15 protein-coding genes are annotated in these 21,479 nt (G+C 66.7%); 6 read left to right on the top strand and 9 right to left on the bottom strand.

Going from position 1 to position 21,479, the window contains the following annotated elements; all coding sequences use genetic code 11:
- Positions 1-31: 31 nt before the first annotated feature.
- The 3 genes from AC3ANW_RS02420 to AC3ANW_RS02410 form a co-directional block, all read right to left on the bottom strand.
- The gene (locus tag AC3ANW_RS02420; RefSeq protein WP_488343616.1) at positions 32-1,156 is read right to left on the bottom strand and encodes a hypothetical protein; all 1,125 of its coding nucleotides are present in this window, start codon (positions 1,154-1,156) and stop codon (positions 32-34) included.
- A gap of 108 nt (positions 1,157-1,264) precedes the next feature.
- Positions 1,265-2,287, bottom strand: coding sequence for a response regulator (locus tag AC3ANW_RS02415; protein WP_488343615.1), 1,023 nt, complete (start codon positions 2,285-2,287; stop codon positions 1,265-1,267).
- Positions 2,288-2,290: 3 nt separating this feature from the next.
- Positions 2,291-5,752 carry a hybrid sensor histidine kinase/response regulator gene (locus tag AC3ANW_RS02410; protein WP_488343614.1) on the bottom strand — a complete coding sequence of 1,154 codons (3,462 nt, stop codon included), beginning with the start codon at positions 5,750-5,752 and terminating at the stop codon, positions 2,291-2,293.
- A gap of 224 nt (positions 5,753-5,976) precedes the next feature.
- On the opposite strand from AC3ANW_RS02410, the gene AC3ANW_RS02405 reads away from it, so the two are divergent.
- The 6 genes from AC3ANW_RS02405 to AC3ANW_RS02380 all read left to right on the top strand — a co-directional run bounded on the left by AC3ANW_RS02405 (position 5,977) and on the right by AC3ANW_RS02380 (position 13,669).
- Positions 5,977-6,447, top strand: coding sequence for a hypothetical protein (locus tag AC3ANW_RS02405; protein WP_488343613.1), 471 nt, complete (start codon positions 5,977-5,979; stop codon positions 6,445-6,447).
- A 150-nt stretch (positions 6,448-6,597) separates the two neighbouring features.
- A complete protein-coding gene (locus AC3ANW_RS02400) occupies positions 6,598-8,115 on the top strand; it encodes a TolC family protein (RefSeq protein WP_488343612.1) in 1,518 nt (505 codons plus the stop codon).
- A 65-nt stretch (positions 8,116-8,180) separates the two neighbouring features.
- Positions 8,181-9,347 carry an efflux RND transporter periplasmic adaptor subunit gene (locus AC3ANW_RS02395; RefSeq protein WP_488343611.1) on the top strand — a complete coding sequence of 389 codons (1,167 nt, stop codon included), beginning with the start codon at positions 8,181-8,183 and terminating at the stop codon, positions 9,345-9,347.
- Positions 9,348-9,354: 7 nt separating this feature from the next.
- On the top strand, positions 9,355-12,447 hold the full coding sequence (locus AC3ANW_RS02390; RefSeq protein WP_488343610.1) for an efflux RND transporter permease subunit: 3,093 nt from the start codon (positions 9,355-9,357) through the stop codon (positions 12,445-12,447).
- A 4-nt stretch (positions 12,448-12,451) separates the two neighbouring features.
- The gene (locus AC3ANW_RS02385) at positions 12,452-12,778 is read left to right on the top strand and encodes a P-II family nitrogen regulator (RefSeq protein ID WP_488343609.1); all 327 of its coding nucleotides are present in this window, start codon (positions 12,452-12,454) and stop codon (positions 12,776-12,778) included.
- A gap of 132 nt (positions 12,779-12,910) precedes the next feature.
- Positions 12,911-13,669, top strand: coding sequence for a hypothetical protein (locus tag AC3ANW_RS02380; protein WP_488343608.1), 759 nt, complete (start codon positions 12,911-12,913; stop codon positions 13,667-13,669).
- A gap of 27 nt (positions 13,670-13,696) precedes the next feature.
- Here AC3ANW_RS02380 and lpxC read toward each other — a convergent pair whose 3' ends face one another.
- From lpxC to AC3ANW_RS02350, 6 genes are all read right to left on the bottom strand, one after another.
- Positions 13,697-14,620 carry a UDP-3-O-acyl-N-acetylglucosamine deacetylase gene (lpxC, locus tag AC3ANW_RS02375; RefSeq protein WP_488343607.1) on the bottom strand — a complete coding sequence of 308 codons (924 nt, stop codon included), beginning with the start codon at positions 14,618-14,620 and terminating at the stop codon, positions 13,697-13,699.
- 84 nt (positions 14,621-14,704) lie between these two features.
- Complete coding sequence (locus AC3ANW_RS02370; RefSeq protein WP_488343606.1) at positions 14,705-16,699, bottom strand: methyl-accepting chemotaxis protein; 1,995 nt, start codon at positions 16,697-16,699, stop codon at positions 14,705-14,707.
- Between the two features lie 299 nt (positions 16,700-16,998).
- A complete protein-coding gene (gene ftsZ, locus AC3ANW_RS02365) occupies positions 16,999-18,249 on the bottom strand; it encodes a cell division protein FtsZ (protein ID WP_488343605.1) in 1,251 nt (416 codons plus the stop codon).
- Positions 18,250-18,430: 181 nt separating this feature from the next.
- Entirely contained in the window at positions 18,431-19,660 is a 1,230-nt protein-coding gene (gene ftsA, locus AC3ANW_RS02360) for a cell division protein FtsA (RefSeq protein WP_488343604.1), read from the bottom strand.
- A gap of 39 nt (positions 19,661-19,699) precedes the next feature.
- A complete protein-coding gene (locus AC3ANW_RS02355) occupies positions 19,700-20,518 on the bottom strand; it encodes a cell division protein FtsQ/DivIB (RefSeq protein WP_488343603.1) in 819 nt (272 codons plus the stop codon).
- Positions 20,515-21,471, bottom strand: coding sequence for a D-alanine--D-alanine ligase (locus tag AC3ANW_RS02350; RefSeq protein ID WP_488345337.1), 957 nt, complete (start codon positions 21,469-21,471; stop codon positions 20,515-20,517). Before AC3ANW_RS02350 ends, AC3ANW_RS02355 begins: the two co-directional genes overlap by 4 nt.
- Positions 21,472-21,479 lie beyond the last annotated feature (8 nt).

Raw genomic sequence — 21,479 nt, 5'->3', positions numbered from 1 at the left:
GACATCCCTGGCGGTGGGAAGACGGCCGGATTCAACGCCGCCACAGGCTGCGTTCCACCACCTTGCGGTAGACGTCGTCACCTGCGCGCAGCACGTTTTCCCACATGGCCACCTTGGCGGCTTCGACGGTGTCGTCCGTATAGAACGGCGTGTTGCGCCATCTGGATCCGTCGGTGCAGATGCGCACCACCGGAGCGTCTTCGGCCCGCGCCACGGTCACCGGCACGCCGCGCAGGAAGGGCTCGCGCAGGTGCAGCCGCCGGCCTTCTCCCATCGGGTAGGTTCCTCGCCACCGACCGTCGGGCTGGTCTCGTTTCAATCGCAGCGCGCAGGGAAAAACCGCCGCCACGTGTGCTGCGTCGGCGAACTCGATGTCGCCCTGAACAAAATCCCAGAGGCCGCGCAACTGTCGGAATGCGATCTGCGGCAACAGCCGGTAGTAACGCGTCTGGAATTGGCCGATGTGCTCCAGCGACTTCTGCCGGCGCGCCAGGTCGACCCAAGGATCGGCCTGACCGGCGGCCGCCGGGCCGGCTGCACCGGCCGCGTTTGCTGTCGTGGCGGTGGTCGTGGCCACCGCGGTGCCCGTGGTGGCGTCCGGTGCCGTGTTCGTCGACGCCGGGCCGGGAACCAGTTCGGCGGCATAGGCATCCAGCACCGACGAGGTGAAAAGCTCGTGCGCGCTGGGCACCTTCTCGCTCAGGTTCACCACACCGCGGTTCGCGCCCTCTTGCAACCTCGCCATGGCGGCCTCGGCGTTGTAGTGAACCTGTTCCACGACCTGGGCGCGGGTCAGCCGCTGCGCCGCCAGCTTGACCTGCATGTCGGCGGTGGAAAGCCAGTGGAAGACATCGACCAGCCGCAGATCCAGCAGTTCGGTGGCCAGCTGCAGCGGCGGCCCGCCCCGTAGCGAAGACGGCGGCCGATCCTGCCGGCGATCGCGGTCCGGCCGGATTTCCAGGAGAGCCTGCATATCCTGGCTGAGATGCATCTCCAGCTGCCCGCCTTCACCGTCCGGGTCTGCCCGCCAGCGAACACCGGCGGCGTCTTGCGAGGAGGGCGTGTCACCCGGCCGCGGGTTCGCGTCCAGCGTCTGCCAGAGGAGAGGAACAGCAGCGCCGGCGCGGGCGACTGCAGGATTGAAAAACGATTGCATCCGACGCTCCCGAAACAGTGAAACCGTCACTCTGACGGCCGGCACTGCACGCCTGCGAGAACATTCCGAACGACTGGCGCCAGTGCCGAACGCAGCCTTCCGGCAGCCTCAGGCCTCGAACTGGGGATGCAGTTGCCGGATGCGGTTCATCGCCATGCCGGCGGCTGCGGTGCGGGTCTCCACGCCCATCTTGGCGAGGATGCGTTCGAGGTGTTTTTTCACCGTTGCCGGGCTGGCCCCGAGGATGTCGGCGATGTCGCGGTTGATCTTGCCCTTGACCACCCAATAGAGCACCTCGGCCTCGCGTGCGGTGAGCGCGAAACTCAGGCGCATGGCGTCGATCACCGTGGCGTCGCTGGCTTCGCGCATCACCAGCAGCCAGTCGCCGCCGCCGTCGCTTTCACCGGTCTGCTGGTGCAGGCGGAAGGTCAGCCGGCTGGCACCCTGTTCGAAGGCCAGGCGCGGCGGTTCGGCGGTCGGGGGGCCGTCCATCACATGGGTGCGCAACCACACAAGCACTGCTTCGGGTGTGACCGGCGCGGCGGTGCCGAACCAGCGGCCGAGCAGTTCGCGGGCCAGCGGGGTCTGCCACATCAGCCGGCCGTCGCCCGCCCGCACGGTGATGCTGGCGTAGCCGAAGGCATCGAGCGCGTTGCGGGCCTGGCCGGCCTGGCTGGCGTCCTGCCGGGCACGTCGAGCGCCGGCCAGGTGGACGTTCATGCGGGCCAGCACCTCCTTGGGTTTGATGGGTTTGGTGACGTAATCGGTGGCGCCGGCACCGAAGGCGGCGACCAGGTGTTCGGTCTCGGTCAGCCCGGTCATGAAGACGATGGGAATGTGAGCGGTGGCCGGGTCTGCCTTCAGCCGGCGTGCCACCTCGAAGCCATCCATGCCCGGCATCATGGCGTCGAGCAGCACGATGTCGGGCCGCGCCTGGGCCGTCCGTGCCAGCGCCGATTCGCCGGAGGTGGCGACCAGCACCGTGTAGCCGGACTCGTCCAGCGCGTCGTGCAGCAGGGCCAGGTTGTCGGGCACGTCGTCGACGATCAGCACCAGGTCGCTGTTGGCGCGGTCGAGCGCCTGGTTCAGGGCCAGGTCGGGTGGTAGCAGGGAGGGCGGCAAGGAATCCATCGGTCAGGGCGTGGCGGGTTCGGCGAGTTTCGCAGCCATGTCTTCGAAGCGGAATTGTCGGGCCAGGCCCCGCATTTCCTCGACGAAGGCGGCGCAGGCCGGCTGTCGCCGCTCGATGTCGGCCAGCGTGTTGAGGATGCCGCGGTAATAGCCCAGGTCGACGCCTTCGCGCAGCGCCTGCAGGGAGGCCGCGTCGGGCAGCACGGTCGCGGACGGCGGCGGTGCGGGCGCCGGCGGCGCGACGACCTCGCTGCGCCAGGCGATGGACAGGCGGCGCTCCAGCCAGTCGAGCAGTTCGCTGTGCCGCAACGGCTTGGTGATGAAGTCCTGGGGCCCGATGGCCACGTCGTTCTCCAGGCCCTTGTCGAAGGCGTTGGCCGAGACCACCGCCACGGCGATGCGCTCATGGCCGGCCGCCCGCAGGCGGCGGATGGTTTCCCAGCCGTCGATGCCCGGCATGGCCAGGTCCATCAGGATGGCGTCGGGACGGTAACCGGCGGCCAGCAGGTCCAGGCAGTCGTGGCCGCTGGCGGCGGTGCGCAGACGGAAGCCCAGCGGCGTGAGCAGCTGCACCAGCAGTTCGCGGTCGGGCTCCTCGTTGTCGACCACCAGGACGTCGCGGCGCTTGCCCTGGTAGCCCCGGCGCGGCGGCCGCGGCGTGGCGCTGCGCGGCAGGGCGCGGCTCGGGTCGACCTCGGGCAGGAACAGCCGCACGCTGAAGGTCGAACCCTGGCCGGGCACGCTCTGCACCGTCAGCTGGCCGCCCATCAGGCCGGTCAGCATCTCGGCGATGCTCAGGCCCAGGCCGGCGCCGGGTGCTCCCCGGGTGCCGCTGGACGAACCGCGGGCGAAGGGCTCGAAGATGCGCGCCAGCTCTTCGGCATCCATGCCGGGGCCGGTGTCGGCGATGTCGATGGTGGCCAGCTCGCGCCGGTGCCGCACCCGCAGCGTGACGCTGCCGGCCGCGGTGAACTTGATGGCGTTGCCGATCAGGTTGATGAGGATCTGGCGCAGCCGTTTTTCGTCGGCCCGCACCACCTGCGGCAGCTTGCCGGTGACCTCGAAATGAAAGCGCAGGCCCTTGTCCAGCGCCTGCGGTTCGAACATGGCGGCGACTTCCTGCACGCAGTCGGCGAAACGCATCGGCGCCACTTCGAGCGTGAGTTTGCCGGCCTCGATGCGGGCGATGTCCAGCGTTCCCTCGATCAGGCCCAGCAGGTGTTCGCCGCCGCGCTTGATGACCTCCACCGCCTGGCGCCGGTGCGGCGGCACGGCGGCGTCCTCGCCCATCAGCTGGGCATAACCCAGGATGCTGTTGAGCGGCGTGCGCAGTTCATGGCTGATGGCGCTGATGTAGCGGCTCTTGGCCTGGTTGGCCTGGTCGGCCTGCGCACGTGCCGCCTCGGCCACCTGCCGCGCCTGCTGCAGGGCGGCGTCGGTGCGGCGGTGCGACTCGATTTCTTCCACCAGCAGGTGGGTCTGGCGGTTGGATTCTTCCTGTGCCACCCGCCGGCTTTCATGCGCCAGCACCATCCACCAGGCGACGATGCCGGAGATGACCAGCAGCGCCATGTAGGCCTTGAGGAAACCCGCCGCCAGGGAGCTCGCGGTGGCGGCGTCCGCCGTCTGCACCACCGCCCCGACCTCCTGCCGGTACAGCAGGCCGAACACCACGCCGAGCAGCGGCACGATGACCATCATCAGCAGCAGGAAGTGGCCCAGCCCGGTGTCCAGGTAGGGCCAGACCCGGCGCGGCAGCAGGCCGCGCAAGGTGGCCGACCATTGCACCTTGAGACTCGCATGCGGTTTGCACAGGTCGCCGCAGCGGGCGTCCAGCGTGCAGCACAGGGAACAGATGGGCCCCTGGTAGGCTGGACAGTGGGCCATGTCGGGCCCCTCGTAGTCGCGCTCGCAGACGGTGCAGCGCAGGGTGCGCGGCGCACCGCTGGGCGCCGCCGGCACCAGCGCCAGCGGTTCACGCGCCAGGTAGTAGCGGCCCTTCGTAACCCAGGCGATCAGCGGCGATGCGACCAGCGCGGTGCCCAGCGCGATCAGCGCCGAAAAAGCCTGCGCCAGCGGCCCGAACATGCCCAGGTGCGCCGCGATCGCCAGCGCCGAAGCCAGTCCCATCGCGCCGACGCCGACCGGGTTGATGTCGTACAGATAGGCGCGCTTGAACTCGATGCCGGCCGGCGACAGGCCCAGCGGCTTGTTGATCACCAGGTCGGCCACCACCGCCATCATCCAGGCGATGGCGATGTTGGAAAACAGGCCCAGCACGTCGCCCAGCGCATCGAACACGTTCATCTCCATCAGCATGAAGGCGATGAGGGTGTTGAACACCACCCACACCACCCGGCCCGGATGGCTGTGGGTCACCCGCGAGAAGAAATTGCTCCAGGCCAGCGACCCCGCATAGGCGTTGGTGACGTTGATCTTGAGCTGCGACAGCACCACGAAGAAGGCCGTGGCCGCCACCGCGAATCCGTAGTGCGGGAACACGTATTCGTAGGCCGCCAGGTACATCTGGTTGGGGTCGACCGCACGGTCGGGCGGTACGCTGTGCGACAGCGCCAGCCAGGCCAGCAGCGCGCCGCCCAGCATCTTGACGACCCCCAGCACCACCCATCCCGGTCCGCCGGCCAGCACGCCCAGCCACCAGCGCCGGGTGTTGCCGGCGGTGCGTTCAGGCATGAACCGCAGGTAGTCGGCCTGTTCGCCCATCTGGGTGATGAGCGCGATGCCGACCGTCAGCGCCGCGCCGAAGGCATGCAGGTGGAAACCGGCGCCCACGCCGTTCTCGCCGCCGTAATGCACGATTCCGTCGAAGGCACCGGGATCCTTCATCAGCACGTAGACGAAAGGCACGACCAGCATGGCCAGCCAGACCGGCTGGGTCCACAACTGCAATTTGCTGATGGCCGAAACCCCGTGGGTGACCAGCGGTATGACGACCAGCGCACAGACGAGGTAACCCCAGCGCGGCGGTATGCCCAGCGCCAGGTCGAGCGCGTAGGCCATCACCGCGGCTTCGAGCGCGAAGAAGATGAAGGTGAAGCTGGCGTAGATCAGCGATGTGATGGTCGAGCCGATATAGCCGAAACCCGCGCCGCGAGTGAGCAGGTCCATGTCGACGCCGTAACGCGCCGCATAGACGCTGATCGGCAGGCCGGCCAGGAAAATGATCAGTCCGGTCGCCAGGATGGCCCAGAAGGCGTTCATCACGCCGTACTGCACCAGCAGCGTGGCGCCCACGGCTTCGAGGATCAGGAACGAGGCGGCCCCGAAAGCAGTGTTGGCCACCCGCCACTCAGACCACTTGCGAAAGCGCCGCGGCGCAAAACGCAGGGCGTAATCCTCCAGCGTCTCGCGGCCGACCCAGGTGTTGTAGTCGCGACGGATCTTCACCACCCGCTGCGGCGGTGCGGCAGCCGGATCGGCTTCGCCAGGAACATTGCCACTCATCGAGCCGGGCCCTGAATTGGAAGGAAGACGCCGGGCAAAGGTGCCGACATACCTGTGACTTTCGACCGCTGCAGCATCCGTGCCATGCCTCGGTTAAACCGGCGATTTACAGGGTTAGTCCGGTTGTGTCGGAAGCCGGGATCGCCGGCTGAGGCACAATTACCGTTCAACACCAGTCTTGCTGACCACGACCTGACCATTCGGAATCCCCAGTTTCCTCCGCCATGCGAATCGCCATTTCCGCTTTCTTCCTTCTGCTGCTGGCGCTGACCGCGATCGCCGGCAATGGTTGCAAGCGGTCGCTGGCGGGTTCTGGACCGACACATTCGATGCCGGTCCGAATGAGCCACCCGGCGCAGCTGGCCACAGTGCATCCGCTGGCGCTGGCCGCATCGGCGCGGTTGGCCGAACATCGGGCCGAGGCGACCCATCCCACTTTCGTCTTCTGCCATCCACGCCTGGACCAGCTGAACGAATCCTCCCTGACCGCCGCGGCGGCCCAGGTGGCTTTCGATCTACAGGCCACCAATGACGACCGGACGGAAATGATAACGGCCGACTTCGATCGGTCCGAGGTGCCGGCGCTGCCGCAAGCCAGGGCGCAGACACCGCATCCGGCCAGCACCAGCGGCTGGCCGACGGTGCTGCTGCGCCCTCCCAAGGCCGCCGCACCCGGCGTGTACGCCCGCGCCTGATCCGCTGTGCCGCCCTGGCGGCGGCCGGTGACACCTGACCGCCCAGCCGGGCGGTGACCTTCCGTCTTTCTGTCTTCATCCCGTTCGTCCGACGCGATCCGCGCCGGCGTTCGCCTCTATTCCTGCCCTCCGCCCGGGCAGCTTCGAATCATGTCTTTTCGCATGTTCCACGCCACGGCTGCCGCGGCGCTGGTCGCCGCTGGCGGCCTGGCGCTGCCTGCCGCCGCGCAGTTCGCGCTGAATCCCGCACCGGGAACGCCCGCCGCCGCAACGCCCGCTCCGGCTCCGGCCGCGCCGCCCCGTGCGGTCCAGCGTGTGGCGCCAACACCCGCGCCGGCACCGGTGCCCGCCGCAGCCAACACACCGCCACGCCGGGGCTCGGAAGCCCCACCGCTCAACCTGCCGGCCGCAGCAGCCAGTGGCGAGGCCGTCACCGCATCGCTGGTCAGCGGTGCCCGGATCAACATCGACCAGCTCACCGAAACCGTACTGCTGAACAACCCCGGACTGCTGTCGGCGCAACGCGCCCGCAACACCGCATCGGCCGCCATCAACAGCGCATCGGCCTTCCCCAACCCGCGGCTCGAATACAGCGGCGGCAGCCAGAGCGCCCGAACTGCGGGCGGCGTGGGCGGCAACCTGTCGACTTACGGAATTTCCCAGTTGATCGAGAACCCCTGGCTGCGCGAAGCCCGCATCGACGCTGCCCGCTCGGGAGAACGGGTCAGCGGTTTCCAGGCACAGATGGCCCGCAACGACCTGGTCAGCCAGGTGCGGTTGCGGGCCTACGACCTGCTGCTGCGCCAGGCCGAAGCGGCAGCCGCGGCCGAGGCGTCCTCCCTGCTGGAACAGGTCAACAGCCGCGTGCGGGCCCGGGTGGAAAGCGGCGAGGCGCCGCGCTACGAACTGATCAAGGCCGATGCCGAAAGCATCAACGCCCGTTCGCTGCAGCAGACATCGCTGCTGCAGGCCCAGCAGGCCGCCATCACGCTCAACCGGCTGGCTGCCGGTGCGCTGCCACCGCAATGGTCGCTGGATGCGGCCCTGAACGAGACACCGCGGCCGCTGCCGGACATGGCGTTGCTGCGGCAGGAAATGATGGCCCGCAACCCCGAACTGCTGTCGCTGCAGGCCGAAGTGGAACGTGCCCGCAACAACCTGGACCTGGCCGAAGCCGGCCGCCTGCCGGGCGTGGAACTCAAGCTCAGCCAGAGCCGTGAGCCCGACATCCGGCAGAACGTGCTCGGCGTGACCGTGCAGATCCCGCTGTTCGACCGCCGCACCGGCCCCATCGCCGAAGCCGGCTCCGAACTGGAACGCTCGCGCGGCCGCCTCGACGGTCGCCAGGCCGAACTGGAACAGCAGCTGCAGTCGGCCGAGAAGGCGCTGGAGATGGCCCGGCTGCGCATCCGCGCGCTGTCCGAAGGTGCCATCCGCGACGCCGAAGCCGCCCTGCGGGTGGCTGACGCCGCCTGGCGATTCGGCGAGCGCGGCATCCTGGACGTGCTGGACGCCCAGCGGGTGCTGCGCACCGTGCGCGCCGACCTGCTGACCGCCCGTTTCCAGGCGCAGGCCGCCCGTACCGAACTCGACTTTCTGGCGGGCCGCTGGGCCGACGCCCTGCCGCCGCTGCCTTCTGCCGCGCTGCAACGCGGAGGCCTGCAATGAGCCGCGCCGCCATCCATCCATCCCCCAATCAGAACCCGAACCCGATGCCGACCGAAAGGCCATCCATGCAACGCCCTGCCCTCTCCTACCGTACGGCTCGCACCGCCCTCACCGTCTGCCTGCTTGCCGCCCTGGCCGCCTGCGGCAGGAAGGACGAAGCCCCCGCTGCCGCTGCCGAAGCGCCGCAGGACCCGCTGATGGTCACGGTGCAGCCTGCCATGGCTGCCAACTTCAAGGTGTCGAAGCTGGAAACCGCAGAGATCGCCCAGGTGCAGGAAATCACCGGCCGCATCGACGCCAGCGAACAGCGGGTCAGCCGCATCGGCGCTGCCGTCACCGGCCGTGCCATGGAAGTGTTCGTCGATGTCGGCGACAACGTGCGCGCCGGCCAGCCGCTGGCGCGGGTCGCCAGTCCCGAACTGACCCAGGCCCAGCTGGCCGTGCTGCGCGCCAACGCCGCCAGCAGCCTGGCCAGCCGCGCGGTGGAACGTGCCCGCCAGCTGCTCCAGGCCGACGTCATCGGTTCGGCAGAACTGCAGCGCCGCGAATCGGAACTGGCGGTCGCCAATGCCGAATTGCGTGCCAACACCGACCAGTTGCGCCTGCTCGGCATGTCGGCCGGCGACATCGCGGCACTGCGCAGCCAGGGCACGCTGGCACCCGCGACCGTGGTGGTGTCGCCGCGCGCCGGCGTGGTGATCGAACGCAACGTCAGCCAGGGCCAGGTGACGCAGCCGGGCGACCCGCTGTTCACCGTCGCCGACCTGGACAAGGTCTGGGTGGTGGGCGCCGTACCCGAACAGGCCGCGAGTTCGGTCGAGGTCGGCCAGTCCATGGAAATCACCGTGCCGGCGCTCGGCGGCGCCCCGCTGACCGGCAAGGTGGTCGCGGTTGGTGCCACCGTCAACGCCGAGACGCGCACGGTCGGTGTGCGTACCGAGGTCGACAACACCAAACGCGCACTCAAGCCGCAGATGCTGGCGACCATGCGGATTTCCGGCGCCGCCAAGAAGATGCTGGCCCTGCCGCCGGCCGCCGTGGTGCGCGAGAACGACCGCGACAACGTCTATGTGAAGACCGCCGAGAACAGGTATCGGCTGACCCCGGTCGAGCTTGGCGCTGCCAGCAACGGCATGCGACCGCTGCTGCAGGGCCCGCGCGAAGGCACCGAAGTCGTCACCGAAGGCGCTTTCCACCTGAACAACGAGCGCAAGCGCGCCGAACTGGAGTGATCGAAAGATGATTGCTTCACTCATAAAAGCCGCGCTGGGGCAGCGGCTCATCGTGATCGTGCTGGCCCTGGTGCTGTGCGCCTTCGGCTTCCGCGCGGCCACCAAACTTTCGGTGGATGCCTTCCCCGACGTCACCAACGTGCAGGTTCAGGTGGCCACCGAGGCGCCCGGCCGTTCGCCCGAGGAAATCGAGCGTTTCGTCACCGTGCCGCTGGAGATCTCGCTGACCGGCTTGCCCGGCCTGACCGAGATGCGTTCGCTCAACAAGAGCGGCCTGTCGATCATCACGCTGGTGTTCACCGACGCGACCGATGTCTACTTCGCGCGGCAACTCGTCACCGAGCGGCTGATCGAGGTCACGCCACGCATGCCGGCCGGCATCCTGCCGGTGCTGGGTCCGGTGTCGACCGGCCTGGGCGAGGTGTACCAATACACGCTCGACCATCCCGACGACGGCCAGCGCGCGCTGACACCCGAGGAACTGGCCGAGCGCCGCACCATCCAGGACTGGGTGGCGCGGCCGCTGCTGCGCAGCATTCCCGGCGTGGCCGAAATCAACTCGCAGGGCGGTTATGTGCGCCAGTACCAGGCGCTGGTCGACCCGGTGCGGCTGCGCCACTACAACCTGTCGGTGCAGCAGGTGGTGGACGCCATCGCGGCCAACAACTCCAACGCCAGCGGCGGCATCCTGCCGCTGGGCACCGAGCAGTACCTGATCCAGGGCTCGGGCCTGATCAAGACGCTGGAGGACATCGGCAACATCGTGGTCAAGGAAGAGCGCGGCACCCCGGTGTATGTGCGTGACCTGGCCGAGGTGCGCATCGGCGACGAAGTGCGCCAGGGTGCCATCGTCAAGGGCGGCTACACCGAGGCGGTGTCGGGCATCGTGCTGATGATGCGCGGCGGCAATGCCAAGGAAGTCGTCACCCGGGTGAAGGCCCGCGTAGACGAGATCAACGCCAGGAACATGCTGCCCGGCGGCCTGCAGATCAAGGCCTTCTACGACCGCACCGACCTGGTCGATTCGGCCCTGTGGACGGTCGGCAAGGTGCTGATCGAGGGCGTGCTGCTGGTGGTGGTGGTGCTGTTCATCTTCCTGGGCGACGTGCGCTCCAGCCTGATCGTGGTCGCCACGCTGCTCATCACGCCGCTCACCACCTTCATCGTCATGAACCGCTACGGCATCTCGGCCAACCTGATGTCGCTGGGGGGGCTGGCGATCGCCATCGGCCTGATGGTGGACGCCACCGTGGTGGTGGTCGAGAACGTGTTCCACAAGCTCGGCCAGGTGAAGGACGACAGCCGCGCGACCAAGGTGCGCACCATCCTGCAGGCCACCACCGAGGTGGCGACACCGACCATCTTCGGCATCATGATCATCATCCTGGTGTTCCTGCCGCTGATGACGCTGCAGGGCATCGAAGGCAAGATGTTCGGCCCGCTGGCGCTGACCATCGCCATCTCGCTCTTCGTGTCGCTGCTGGTGTCTCTGTTCCTGTCGCCGGTGCTGTGTTCGTACTTCCTGAAAGGCGGCGCGGATCACGACACGAGGATCATCGCCTTCCTGAAGCGCGGCTACTTGCCGATGCTGGACGCGGCCAGCAAACACAACCGCATGACGCTGGCCATCGCCGTCGCCCTGCTGCTGGGCTCCATGGCGCTGTTCCCGTTCCTGGGCAAGTCCTTCATGCCGACCATGAAGGAAGGCGCGTTGACACCCCAGATCAACCGGGTGCCGAGCATCTCCCTGGAAGAATCGTTGCGCATGGAAATGGCCGCCATGAAGATGGTGGCCGAGGTCCCGGGCGTGAAGTCGGTGGTGTCGAAGATCGGTCGCGGCGAATCGCCGGCCGATCCGGCCGGTCCGAACGAGTCCGATCCCATCGTGATCCTGGACCCCGAAAGCAACCGCACCCAGGACGAGATCGACGAGGACATCCGCAAGCGCCTGTCGACCATCCCGGGCGTGCAGATCGTGCTGTCGCAACCCATTTCCGAGCGGGTCGACGAGATGGTGACCGGTGTGCGTTCGCAGGTGGCGGTGAAGGTGTTCGGCGACACCCTGCCCGAGCTGAAACGTGTTTCCGAAGACATCGCCCGGGTGCTGAAGAGCCTGCAGGGCAGCACCGACATCCGGATCGAGCGGCTGTCGGGCCAGCAGGCGCTGACGGTGGACATCGACCGCAAGGCGATCGCCCGTTTCGGCCTCAACGTGGCCAGCGTGCAGGCGCTGATCGAATCCGCCATCGGCGGCAAGGCGGTGACCACGCTGTACGAAGGCGAGCGTCGCTACGCGGTGGCGGTGCGCTTCCCTGAAGAGCAGCGCAATTCGATCGAGACCATCTCGCGGATGATGCTGCCGACCGCCGACGGCGCCCAGGTTCCGCTGTCGGCGGTGGCGAAGATCGCGCTGGTCGACGGCCCGGCGCAGATCAGCCGCGAAGGCGGCAAGCGCCGTGTGGTGGTGGGTGCCAACGTGGAAGGCCGCGACCTGGCCGGCTTCGTCGCCGAAGCGCAAGCGAAGATCGACCGAGAAGTGAAACTGCCCGAAGGTTATTACCTGGTCTACGGCGGCCAGTTCGAGAACATGGAACGCGCCATGAGCACGCTGGCGGTGATCGTGCCGCTGACCATCGCGGCCATCTTCTTCCTGCTGTTCATGCTGTTCAACTCGGTCAAGCTGGCCGGGCTGATCATCCTGGTGCTGCCCTTCGCCTCCATCGGCGGCCTGGTGGGCCTGTTCGTCACCGGCGAATACGTCAGCGTGCCGGCCTCGGTCGGTTTCATCGCGCTGTGGGGCATCGCGGTGCTGAACGGCGTGGTGCTGGTCAGCTACATCCGGCGCCTGCGCGAAGACGGCATGAACGTGGTCGACGCGGTGCGCGAAGGCTGCATCGCCCGGTTCCGGCCGGTGATGATGACCGCCACCGTCGCGTTGCTGGGCCTGGTGCCCTTCCTGTTCGCGACCGGACCCGGATCCGAAGTGCAGAGGCCGCTGGCCATCGTGGTGATCGGCGGGTTGATCTCGTCCACCCTGCTGACGCTGGTGGTGCTGCCGACGCTGTACCGCTGGTTCGACGAAAAACCCCTCGAGGCCTGACTCCATGAAAGAAATACGAGCGATCGTTCGTCCCAGCCGCGTCCAGCGCCTGCGGGACGCCCTGCGCGCCATTCCCAATTTTCCGGGCGTGACGCTTTTCAAGGCCGAGGGTTTCACCGCCCCGGCTTCCGTGGACGCCCGCACCGTGCGCGAGGCACTGGTCGATTTCAGTGACAAGGTGAGCCTCAGCGTGCTGTGCGAAGACGCCATGGTGCCGCCCATCCGCGCAGCCATCATCGAGTCCTGCAGCACCGGGCAGATCGGCGACGGCCTGGTCTGGGTGGTAGACATCGGCGAGATCCACCGGGTGCGGGACGGATCGGTTTATTGAGGCAAGGGCCTTCGTCGCAAGACCCGCATTTTCGCCAACGGGAATGCAGGAAAAAGCGAGGAATTGATACTCGTAACCGCTTCTGGCACCGCTCTTCCGGGTGGGCCAGGCAAGCCGACCCGAGGTCAATCCATGCTGACATTGTCCCAACATCAAACTTTCTGCGCGATCACCTGCGCCGCATCGGCACCCTTCGCGCATGCACCGCAAATGCGGCAGTTGCCGCAGCCTTATCCGGCGCAGATGCGGGCACCGGTGCAGCCGCACGGCTTCGCCGGCTGGGCGATGGCGCAACGGCCGCAGCAGAACGTGGCGAACTGTTTCATGCAACCGGCGCAGGCCCCGGCATGGATGCAGATGCAGATGAGCCGGCCGGCCATGGCCATCGGCACATCGTCGATGCGGCGCATTCCGGGCGACACGGTCTACGACTGCCTGCCGGTCGGCAGGCCCTTGCACGAGGGTCGGAACAAGGTAGTCCTGCCCGTGCTGGTGCCCGGAACCGGCGACTTCTCCGGCCATGTGCTCGTGGTCGAACGGAACCCGCATGCGCGGGCCACGCCGCACGAGGTGCGGCACCTGGCCGAACTGCAGGACATCGGCATTCCGGTGACGCCGATCCAGTCGACCGGCAGTTTTCGCGGTTATTCGGCGCGCCTGATGCCTCAGATGGTCAGGGTCGACCTGACACCCGACGGCAGGCTGAATTCACCCTTCATGACGCGTGCGACGCTGGGCAGCTTCCAGCATCTGCTGTCCCGCCTCGAAGCCCATGAAATTTCGCTCGAGGGGCTGAAACTCCTCATGAATCCGGCCGACGGCCGGCTGTATGTGAGTGCGCCGGCGGCCAACCAGGTCGAGACCGCCTCATTTACCGGCCCACAGGGCTAGGCGCTCCGCCAGAGAATCACCGGCAACTCACCAGGCCCGCGCGACTTGCGCGAAACCCCGCGGTGCCTGTTTCTCGTCCTGGAAAGTGACGATCTGATAGCAGCTCTCGTCTGCCAGCAGCGCGCGCAGCAGCTTGTTGTTCATGGCATGGCCGGACCGGAACGCGCTATAGGCCGCCAGCAGCGGGCGGCCCACGCAATACAGGTCGCCGATGGCGTCCAGGATCTTGTGTTTGACGAATTCGTCGTCGTAACGCAACCCGCCGACGTTCAAGACCTTGTAGTCGTCCATCACGATGGCGTTGTCCAGGCCGCCGCCCAGCGCCAGGCCGTTGGCCCGCATCATTTCGACATCACGGGTGAAACCGAAAGTGCGGGCGCGGGCGATGTCACGGCTGTAATTGTCGCCGCCCAGGTCGAATTCGACCCGCTGGCCGGTGGAATCGACCGCCGGATGGTCGAAGTCGATCTCGAAGCTGAGTTTGTAGCCGTGGTACGGGTCGAGCCGGGCCCACTTGGCCGACGGGCCGCTGCCTTCACGCACCTCGACCGGCTTGACGACCTTGATGAAGCGGCGCGGGGCTTTCTGCATTTCGATGCCGGCGCTTTGAAGCAGGAACACGAACGAAGAAGACGAACCGTCGAGGATGGGCACCTCTTCTGCCGTGATGTCCACGTAGAGGTTGTCGATGCCCAGGCCCGCGCAGGCCGACATCAGGTGTTCGATGGTATGGACCTTGGCATTGCCGACATTGATGGTCGATGCCAGCCGGGTGTCGTTGACCGCCATGGCCGAGACCGGAATGTCCACCGGCTCCGGAAGATCGATGCGGCGGAAGACGATGCCGGTATCGGGCTGGGCCGGCCGCAAGGTGAGTTCGACCCTCTGGCCTGAGTGCAGGCCCACGCCGACAGCGCGGGTCAGGGTCTTGAGGGTGCGTTGCTGGAGCATCGGGCGATTTTAGTGGCGGAGGGCCGCCTCGAACCCTTCAAAGGGCTTCTGTTTTCTCTATCGCCGGCATAAGGCATTACCCGCTCAATCCCGGCCGATGGCGACGGGGCCCGATGCATGTCTGGGACTCAGCTTGAACACCGCCACGGTGCTCACCAGTGCCTGCGCCTGCGACCTGAGGCTGCTGGCGGCGGCGGCCATTTCCTCGACCAGCGCAGCGTTCTGCTGTGTCGCCTGGTCCATCTGGGTGACCGCGCCGCCGACCTGGCTGACGCCCAGGCTCTGTTCGGTGCTGGCGTTGCTGATCTCTCCCATGATGTCGGTGACCCGACGGATGGAGGTCACCACATCCTGCATGGTGGCGCCCGCCCGGTCTACCAGCGCACTGCCTTGCTCCACCCGTGACACGCTGTCGTCGATCAGCGCCTTGATCTCCTTGGCCGCTGCCGCCGAACGTCCGGCCAGCGCCCGCACCTCGGCGGCCACCACCGCAAACCCACGCCCTTGTTCACCTGCCCGTGCAGCTTCCACCGCGGCATTGAGCGCCAGGATATTGGTCTGGAAAGCGATGCCGTCGATCACGCTGATGATGTCGGTGATCTTGCGCGATGCGACGTTGATGCCCTGCATGGTCTCGACGACCTGGGCCACCACATCGCCGCCCTGGACGGCCACGGTGCTGGCATTCAGGGCAAGCTGGTTGGCCTCGCGGGCGTTGTCGGCATTCTGTTTGACGGTCGTGCTCAGCTCTTCCATGCTGGCCGCCGTTTCTTCCAGCGCGCTGGCTTGCGATTCGGTTCGCATCGACAAATCCTGGTTGCCCTGGGCGATCTCGGCGCTGGCCGTCGCCACGCTCTCGGAACCTTCACGCACGGTGCTGACGACATCGGTGAGTTCACGGCCGATCTGGTTGATGGATGTCATCAGCCGCCCGATCTCGTCGTTGCGTTCCACCCGGACATCCACGCTCAGGTCACCTAGGGCGAGTGCCTGCGCCGCGGTGTTGGCATGCGCGAGCGGCGCAATGACCAGCCGTCGGATCAGCCCGTACACCAGGGCTGCGATCAGCAGCACCAGGACGACGCCCAGGGCCGCATACAGGTTGCGCAGATGGCGCACCTCTTCGGTGAATTCATCGGCATAGGCGCCGCCGGCGATGACCCATTGCCAACTGCCGAAGTGACTGAACGAGACGACCCGCTCCCGCGGGCCGCCTCCGGCCTTTTCTTCGTCTTGCGACCGGTACCGCAGCGTGCCGTTCTGCCGTTCGATGATTTCCTTGATGTATTCCCGTCCATCGGCATCCTTGGCGGCCAGAAGATTCCGGCCTTCCGCATCGGGATGTGCCACTGCCGTGCCAAGCGTGGCGCCCGGCCTGGCATCGAGAATGTAGAAATAACCGGTCTTGCCGACTTTCAGGCTGGTGACGGTCGACTTGAGTTGTTTGATATATCCCGAGATATCCAGCCCGACGAACGAGATGCCGATTACCTTGCCACCCGCATCACGAATGGGATCGTATTGCGTGATGTACTGGCGACCGAACAGCGTGGCAAAACCGATGAAACTGTTGCCGCTCAATATCGCCTTGTATGCCGGATGGGCCAGGTCGAGCAGCGTACCGATGGATCGCTGGCCATTACCGTTCTTGAGCGAAGTGATGACACGCACGAAATCGTCGCCACGCCTTGCGAACACGGTGGCCACCGCGCCGGTGTCGGACGTGAACCGATCAATCAGACCCATGTCGGCATCGACCGGGTTGCCGTTCAGTTTCAGGGTGGGCACGGGCACGCCGTTCGTTTGCGACACCGTGCTGTCCAGCTCGAAAGTGCCTGTCAGTTTGGTCTGGAACGACCTGGCCAGTTCGGCGGTTCGTTCGCGCCGGTCCTTGTCGAGCGCTTCCAGCAGGTCCGATATCAGCCTGGTTTTTTCCGACACCTCGACATTCGCCCGGTCGTCCACCAACTTGGAAATGGAGTGGCTGATACCGGCTACAAAACCGGCGAATACCACGCTGACCACCAGGAATACGACGACCGGCAATTTGGTTGCCAGATTGAGGTCAGATGGTTTCATGCTTGGTTTCACCGGATATTTTGGATAATTCTCAATATCTTGTTATCGAGTCGGTGGCGCAATGAAGACACGGCCGCAACCCATTACCCAGAATGCTAGGACATCCGCGCTTTTCCGCAAAATCCATGGCACACAACCCACGGGGAATATGACCAAAAACCCACAACAGGGGCCTCTGTCAAATGCCGGGCAGTAATCGCCCCGCTGAACCGCTTGCGCCAGAAAGCAAAAAACCCGCGACTCCGAAGAGGCGCGGGTAATCCGCGGCAGCGGCATGACACCGCTGCGCCAGCAGAAACTCAGTCGGCCTGCTTGCGCAGGAAAGCCGGAATCTCCAGGTCGTCCATGCCGCCCGATGCCAAGGCGTCGACACGCGCAGCGGCCTGGGTGCGGTTGGTGCGCCACACGCTCGGGACCGCCATGTTGCCGTAGTCGGTCGCCGAGGCGTTGCCCAGGGAACCCAGGCCGTTGCCGTGGCCCGAACCGGCCGCCATCGCGCCGCCGGCGGTCGCCACCGGCATGCCGAAAGCGACGTCGTGCGTGCCGGTGCGCAGCACCTGCAGCGGCGGCGCGGTGCGGCGTTGCTGGCCCTGGCGCGACAGGCCGGTCGCCACCACGGTGACACGGATGCTTTCGCCCAGGCTGTCGTCATAGGCCGTGCCGTAGATGACATGCGCGTCGGGCGAAGCGTAGGCGCGGATGGTGTTCATCGCCAACTTCGACTCGTTCAGCTTCAGGCTGCCCTTGGCTGCGGTGATCAGCACCAGGACGCCCTTGGCGCCCGACAGGTCGATGCCTTCCAGCAGCGGGCAGGCGACGGCCTGTTCGGCGGCGATGCGAGCGCGATCCGGGCCGTCGGACAGGGCCGTGCCCATCATGGCCTTGCCGGGTTCGCCCATCACGGTGCGAACGTCCTCGAAGTCGACGTTGACGTGGCCGGGCACGTTGATGATTTCGGCGATGCCGCCGACGGCGTTCTTCAGCACGTCGTTGGCGTGGGCGAAGGCTTCGTCCTGGGTGACGTCGTCGCCCAGCACTTCGAGCAGCTTCTCGTTCAGCACGACGATCAGGGAATCGACGTTGGCTTCGAGTTCGGTCAGGCCGGCATCGGCGTTGGACATGCGGCGGCCGCCTTCGAATTCGAAGGGCTTGGTGACCACGCCCACCGTCAGGATGCCCATTTCCTTGGCCACACGCGCGATGACCGGTGCGGCGCCGGTGCCGGTGCCGCCGCCCATGCCGGCGGTGATGAACAGCATGTGCGCGCCGTCGATGGCGGCACGGATGTCGTCCACCGCGGCTTCGGCGGCTTCGCGGCCCTTGTCGGGCTTGCTGCCGGCGCCCAGGCCGCTCTGGCCCAGCTGGATGGTGCGGTGCGCGTGGCTGCGGCCCAGCGCCTGTGCATCGGTGTTGGCGCAGACGAATTCGACGCCCTGGACGGCGCGCTCGATCATGTGATCCACGGCGTTGCCGCCGCCACCGCCGACGCCGATCACCTTGATCTGCGTGCCTTGATGGAATTCTTCGACTTCGATCATTTCGATGGTCATGACGGATCTCCTGAAACTTGTACGGAAAGACTTGAAAACGGGGAAAAAATCGGGGACGAAAACGGTGTCGATGCGACGGCTGGCGGTGCTGTGCTTTGACATCGCCATCGTCGCCGCCATCGTGGCGGTCGGCCGGGCGGGCTGCCCCGCGCCAGCCAGAGCTTGTCGGTGGAGAACATGGTCAGAAGTTCCCCACGATGAAGTCCTTGAAGCGGCCGAAGGCCGTTTTGACGGACCCATGCTTCTGTGCAACCTTGAAACCGCGCATGCGGGCCAGGCGGGCTTCTTCCATCAGGCCCATGACCGTGCTGGCGCGCGGTTGGCTGACCATGTCGGCCAGGGCGCTGCGGTACTTGGGCACACCACGGCGCACCGGCTTCAGGAAGATGTCCTCGGCCAGTTCCACCATGCCGGGCATGACCGCGCTGCCGCCGGTCAGCACGATGCCGCTGGACAGCATCTCTTCGTAGCCGGACTCGCGGATCACCTGCTGCACCAGCGAGAAGATCTCTTCCACGCGCGGCTCGATGACACCGGCCAGCGCCTGGCGGCTCAGCATGCGCGGGCCGCGGTCGCCCAGGCCCGGCACTTCGACCTGCGCCTCGGGGTCGGCCAGCAGTTGTTTGGCGCAGCCGGAATCGACCTTGATGTCTTCTGCGTCCTTGGTGGGCGTGCGCAGCGCCATGGCGATGTCGCTTGTGATCAGGTCGCCGGCGATCGGAATGACCGCGGTATGGCGGATCGCGCCGTTGGTGAAGATGGCGACATCGGTGGTGCCGGCGCCGATGTCGACCACCGCCACGCCGAGTTCGCGTTCGTCGTCGGTCAGCACCGCCTGGCTGCTTGCCAGCGGGTTCAACATGAGTTGTTCGACGTCGAGGCCGCAGCGGCGCACGCACTTGATGATGTTTTCGGCCGCACTCTGGGCGCCGGTCACGATGTGCACCTTGGCTTCCAGGCGGATGCCGCTCATGCCGATGGGTTCGCGCACGTCCTGGCCGTCGATCACGAACTCCTGCGGCTCGACCAGCAGCAGGCGCTGGTCGGTGGAGATGTTGATCGCCTTGGCGGTCTCGACCACCCGGGCGACATCGGCCGGCGTGACTTCCTTGTCCTTCACCGCGACCATGCCGCTGGAATTGAGGCCGCGGATATGGCTGCCGGTGATGCCGGTATAGACGCGGGTGATCTTGCAGTCGGCCATCAGCTCCGCCTCTTTCAGCGCCTGCTGGATGCTCTGCACGGTGGCGTCGATATTGACCACCACGCCCCGCTTCAGCCCGTTGGACGGCGCGACACCCAGGCCGGCCAGCTTCAGCTGTCCGTCGGGCATCACCTCGGCGACCACCGCCATCACCTTGGCGGTACCGATGTCCAGGCCAACCACCAGGTCCTTGTACTCTTTAGCCATACGTCTTTCCCTCGATCCTTCTTTTTTGTCCGGGCGGTCTCAATCGACCGCCTTGACTGTGTTCTTGCGCGCCATCGCCGCGGCCTGCTCCACCGTCATGGTGGTCACGCCGTTCAGCTTGAGTGCGTATCCGTCGGCATGGCGCAGGTCGGCCGACACCAGTGCGTCGGGTCGGCGGCCGTACTTGCCGGTGACCTGCGTCAGGGTGCGGGTGAACTGCGCGGTGCGCGCCATCAATTCGGCGGTCGTGCCGCCGCCCAGTTCGACCGTCGGGCCGTCGTCCAGCGTGGCCCGCCAGCCACCGCGGCCCGACATGGCGAGCTGGGTCAGCTGCATGTTGAGCGGAGTGAACAGCGGCTGCAGCGCACGCTGCATGGCCAGCACCTCGGGCGCGTGGCCGTCGGGGCCCGAAAGGCGCGGCAGGTCGTCGTCCTCGACGTCAGCCACGTTGGCTTCGAACACTTCGCCATAAGTGTTGACCATCGCCGAGCCCGATTCCGGTCCCCAGAACGCCACCGGCTGGTGTTCTTCGAGTGTCACCAGCAAGCGGTTGGGAAACTCGCGACGCACGTCGGCGTGGCGGATCCACGGCACCGATTCGAAAGCCGCCCGTGCCGCCCGCAGGTCGACGGTGAAAAAGCTGCCGTCGAGCTTGTGCGCCACGTTGGCCCGCAGGGTGACGGCGTTGTTGTGGGTCAGCTTGCCTTCGATGACGATGCCGCCCAGCGCGAACGCCGGATTGCGCAGCGCCCACAGGCCGGCCGCCGCCAGCAGCATCGCGGCGCAGCCGGCGAACAGGACCGCGGCGGTCGCGTTCATCAGGCGGACGTCGAATGGTGCGGGCGTTGCGTCGGTCACGCGGATGGCTCCGTCTTCTGCGAGATGGCGCGCTGGCCGGCCGAATAGTCGAGCGCCGCCGTCGCCAGGATGCGCAGGCACAGTTCGTCGTACGGAATGCCGGCGCAGCGGGCCGACATCGGCACCAGCGAATGCGAGGTCATGCCCGGCGAGGTGTTCATCTCGAGCAGAAAGGGCTTGCGGTCGCTGGCGCGGATCATCAGGTCGGCGCGGCTCCAGCCACGGCAGCCCAGCGTGCGATAGGCGGCCAGCACGATGCGCTGGATCTCGCGTTCCTCGGCTTCCGGCAGGCCGCTCGGGCACTGGTACTGCACGTCGTCGGTGAAGTACTTGTTCTGGTAGTCGTAGGCACCTTCCGGCGCCCTGATGCGGATCACCGGCAGCACGACGGCGTCGGCGCCGCTGCCCAGCACCGGCACGGTGATTTCTTCGCCGGTGACGAATTCCTCGCACAGCAGGTCGGGGTCGTAACGCACCGAAAGCGCTGCGGCGGCGGCCATCTGGGCCGCGTCAATCACCTTGGTGACCCCGATGGACGAACCCTCGCGCGGCGGCTTGACGATCAACGGCAGGCCCAGCAGGCCGGGCACGGCGGCGATCTGTTCGGCCGTCTGCTGATCGGGGGCCAGGCGTACATATCGGGGGGTCGGAAGGCCGTCTGCCAGGAACACCCGTTTGCTGGTCACCTTGTCCATGGAGATGGCCGACGCCATCACGCCCGGGCCGGTGTAGGGAATGCCCATCAGCTCGAGCGCGCCCTGCACCGTGCCGTCTTCGCCGAAACGGCCGTGCAGTGCGATGAAACAGCGGTCGAATTTTTCAGTGCGCAGTTCGGACAGGTCGCGGGCGGCAGGGTCGAAGGCATAGGCATCGACGCCCGCACCGCGCAGGGCGGCCAGCACACCGGTGCCGGACATGAAGGAAATCTCGCGCTCGGCGGAAAAGCCGCCCATCAGCACGG

It is taken from the genome of Xylophilus sp. PBN-3R (assembly GCF_057747805.1).
Note: the sequence above shows the minus strand (reverse complement) of the source record. Positions and strands in the feature narration are given on the sequence as shown.

Excerpts from the sequence above, each read along its gene's own strand:
- AC3ANW_RS02420 (WP_488343616.1), bottom strand. The coding sequence starts at position 1,156 with ATGCAATCGTTTTTCAATCCTGCAGTCGCCCGCGCCGGCGCTGCTGTT.
- AC3ANW_RS02415 (WP_488343615.1), bottom strand. The coding sequence starts at position 2,287 with ATGGATTCCTTGCCGCCCTCCCTGCTACCACCCGACCTGGCCCTGAAC.
- AC3ANW_RS02410 (WP_488343614.1), bottom strand. The coding sequence starts at position 5,752 with ATGAGTGGCAATGTTCCTGGCGAAGCCGATCCGGCTGCCGCACCGCCG.
- AC3ANW_RS02405 (WP_488343613.1), top strand. The coding sequence starts at position 5,977 with ATGCGAATCGCCATTTCCGCTTTCTTCCTTCTGCTGCTGGCGCTGACC.
- AC3ANW_RS02400 (WP_488343612.1), top strand. The coding sequence starts at position 6,598 with ATGTCTTTTCGCATGTTCCACGCCACGGCTGCCGCGGCGCTGGTCGCC.
- AC3ANW_RS02395 (WP_488343611.1), top strand. The coding sequence starts at position 8,181 with ATGCAACGCCCTGCCCTCTCCTACCGTACGGCTCGCACCGCCCTCACC.
- AC3ANW_RS02390 (WP_488343610.1), top strand. The coding sequence starts at position 9,355 with ATGATTGCTTCACTCATAAAAGCCGCGCTGGGGCAGCGGCTCATCGTG.
- AC3ANW_RS02385 (WP_488343609.1), top strand. The coding sequence starts at position 12,452 with ATGAAAGAAATACGAGCGATCGTTCGTCCCAGCCGCGTCCAGCGCCTG.
- AC3ANW_RS02380 (WP_488343608.1), top strand. The coding sequence starts at position 12,911 with ATGCTGACATTGTCCCAACATCAAACTTTCTGCGCGATCACCTGCGCC.
- lpxC (WP_488343607.1), bottom strand. The coding sequence starts at position 14,620 with ATGCTCCAGCAACGCACCCTCAAGACCCTGACCCGCGCTGTCGGCGTG.
- AC3ANW_RS02370 (WP_488343606.1), bottom strand. The coding sequence starts at position 16,699 with ATGAAACCATCTGACCTCAATCTGGCAACCAAATTGCCGGTCGTCGTA.
- ftsZ (WP_488343605.1), bottom strand. The coding sequence starts at position 18,249 with ATGACCATCGAAATGATCGAAGTCGAAGAATTCCATCAAGGCACGCAG.
- ftsA (WP_488343604.1), bottom strand. The coding sequence starts at position 19,660 with ATGGCTAAAGAGTACAAGGACCTGGTGGTTGGCCTGGACATCGGTACC.
- AC3ANW_RS02350 (WP_488345337.1), bottom strand. The coding sequence starts at position 21,471 with ATGGGCGGCTTTTCCGCCGAGCGCGAGATTTCCTTCATGTCCGGCACC.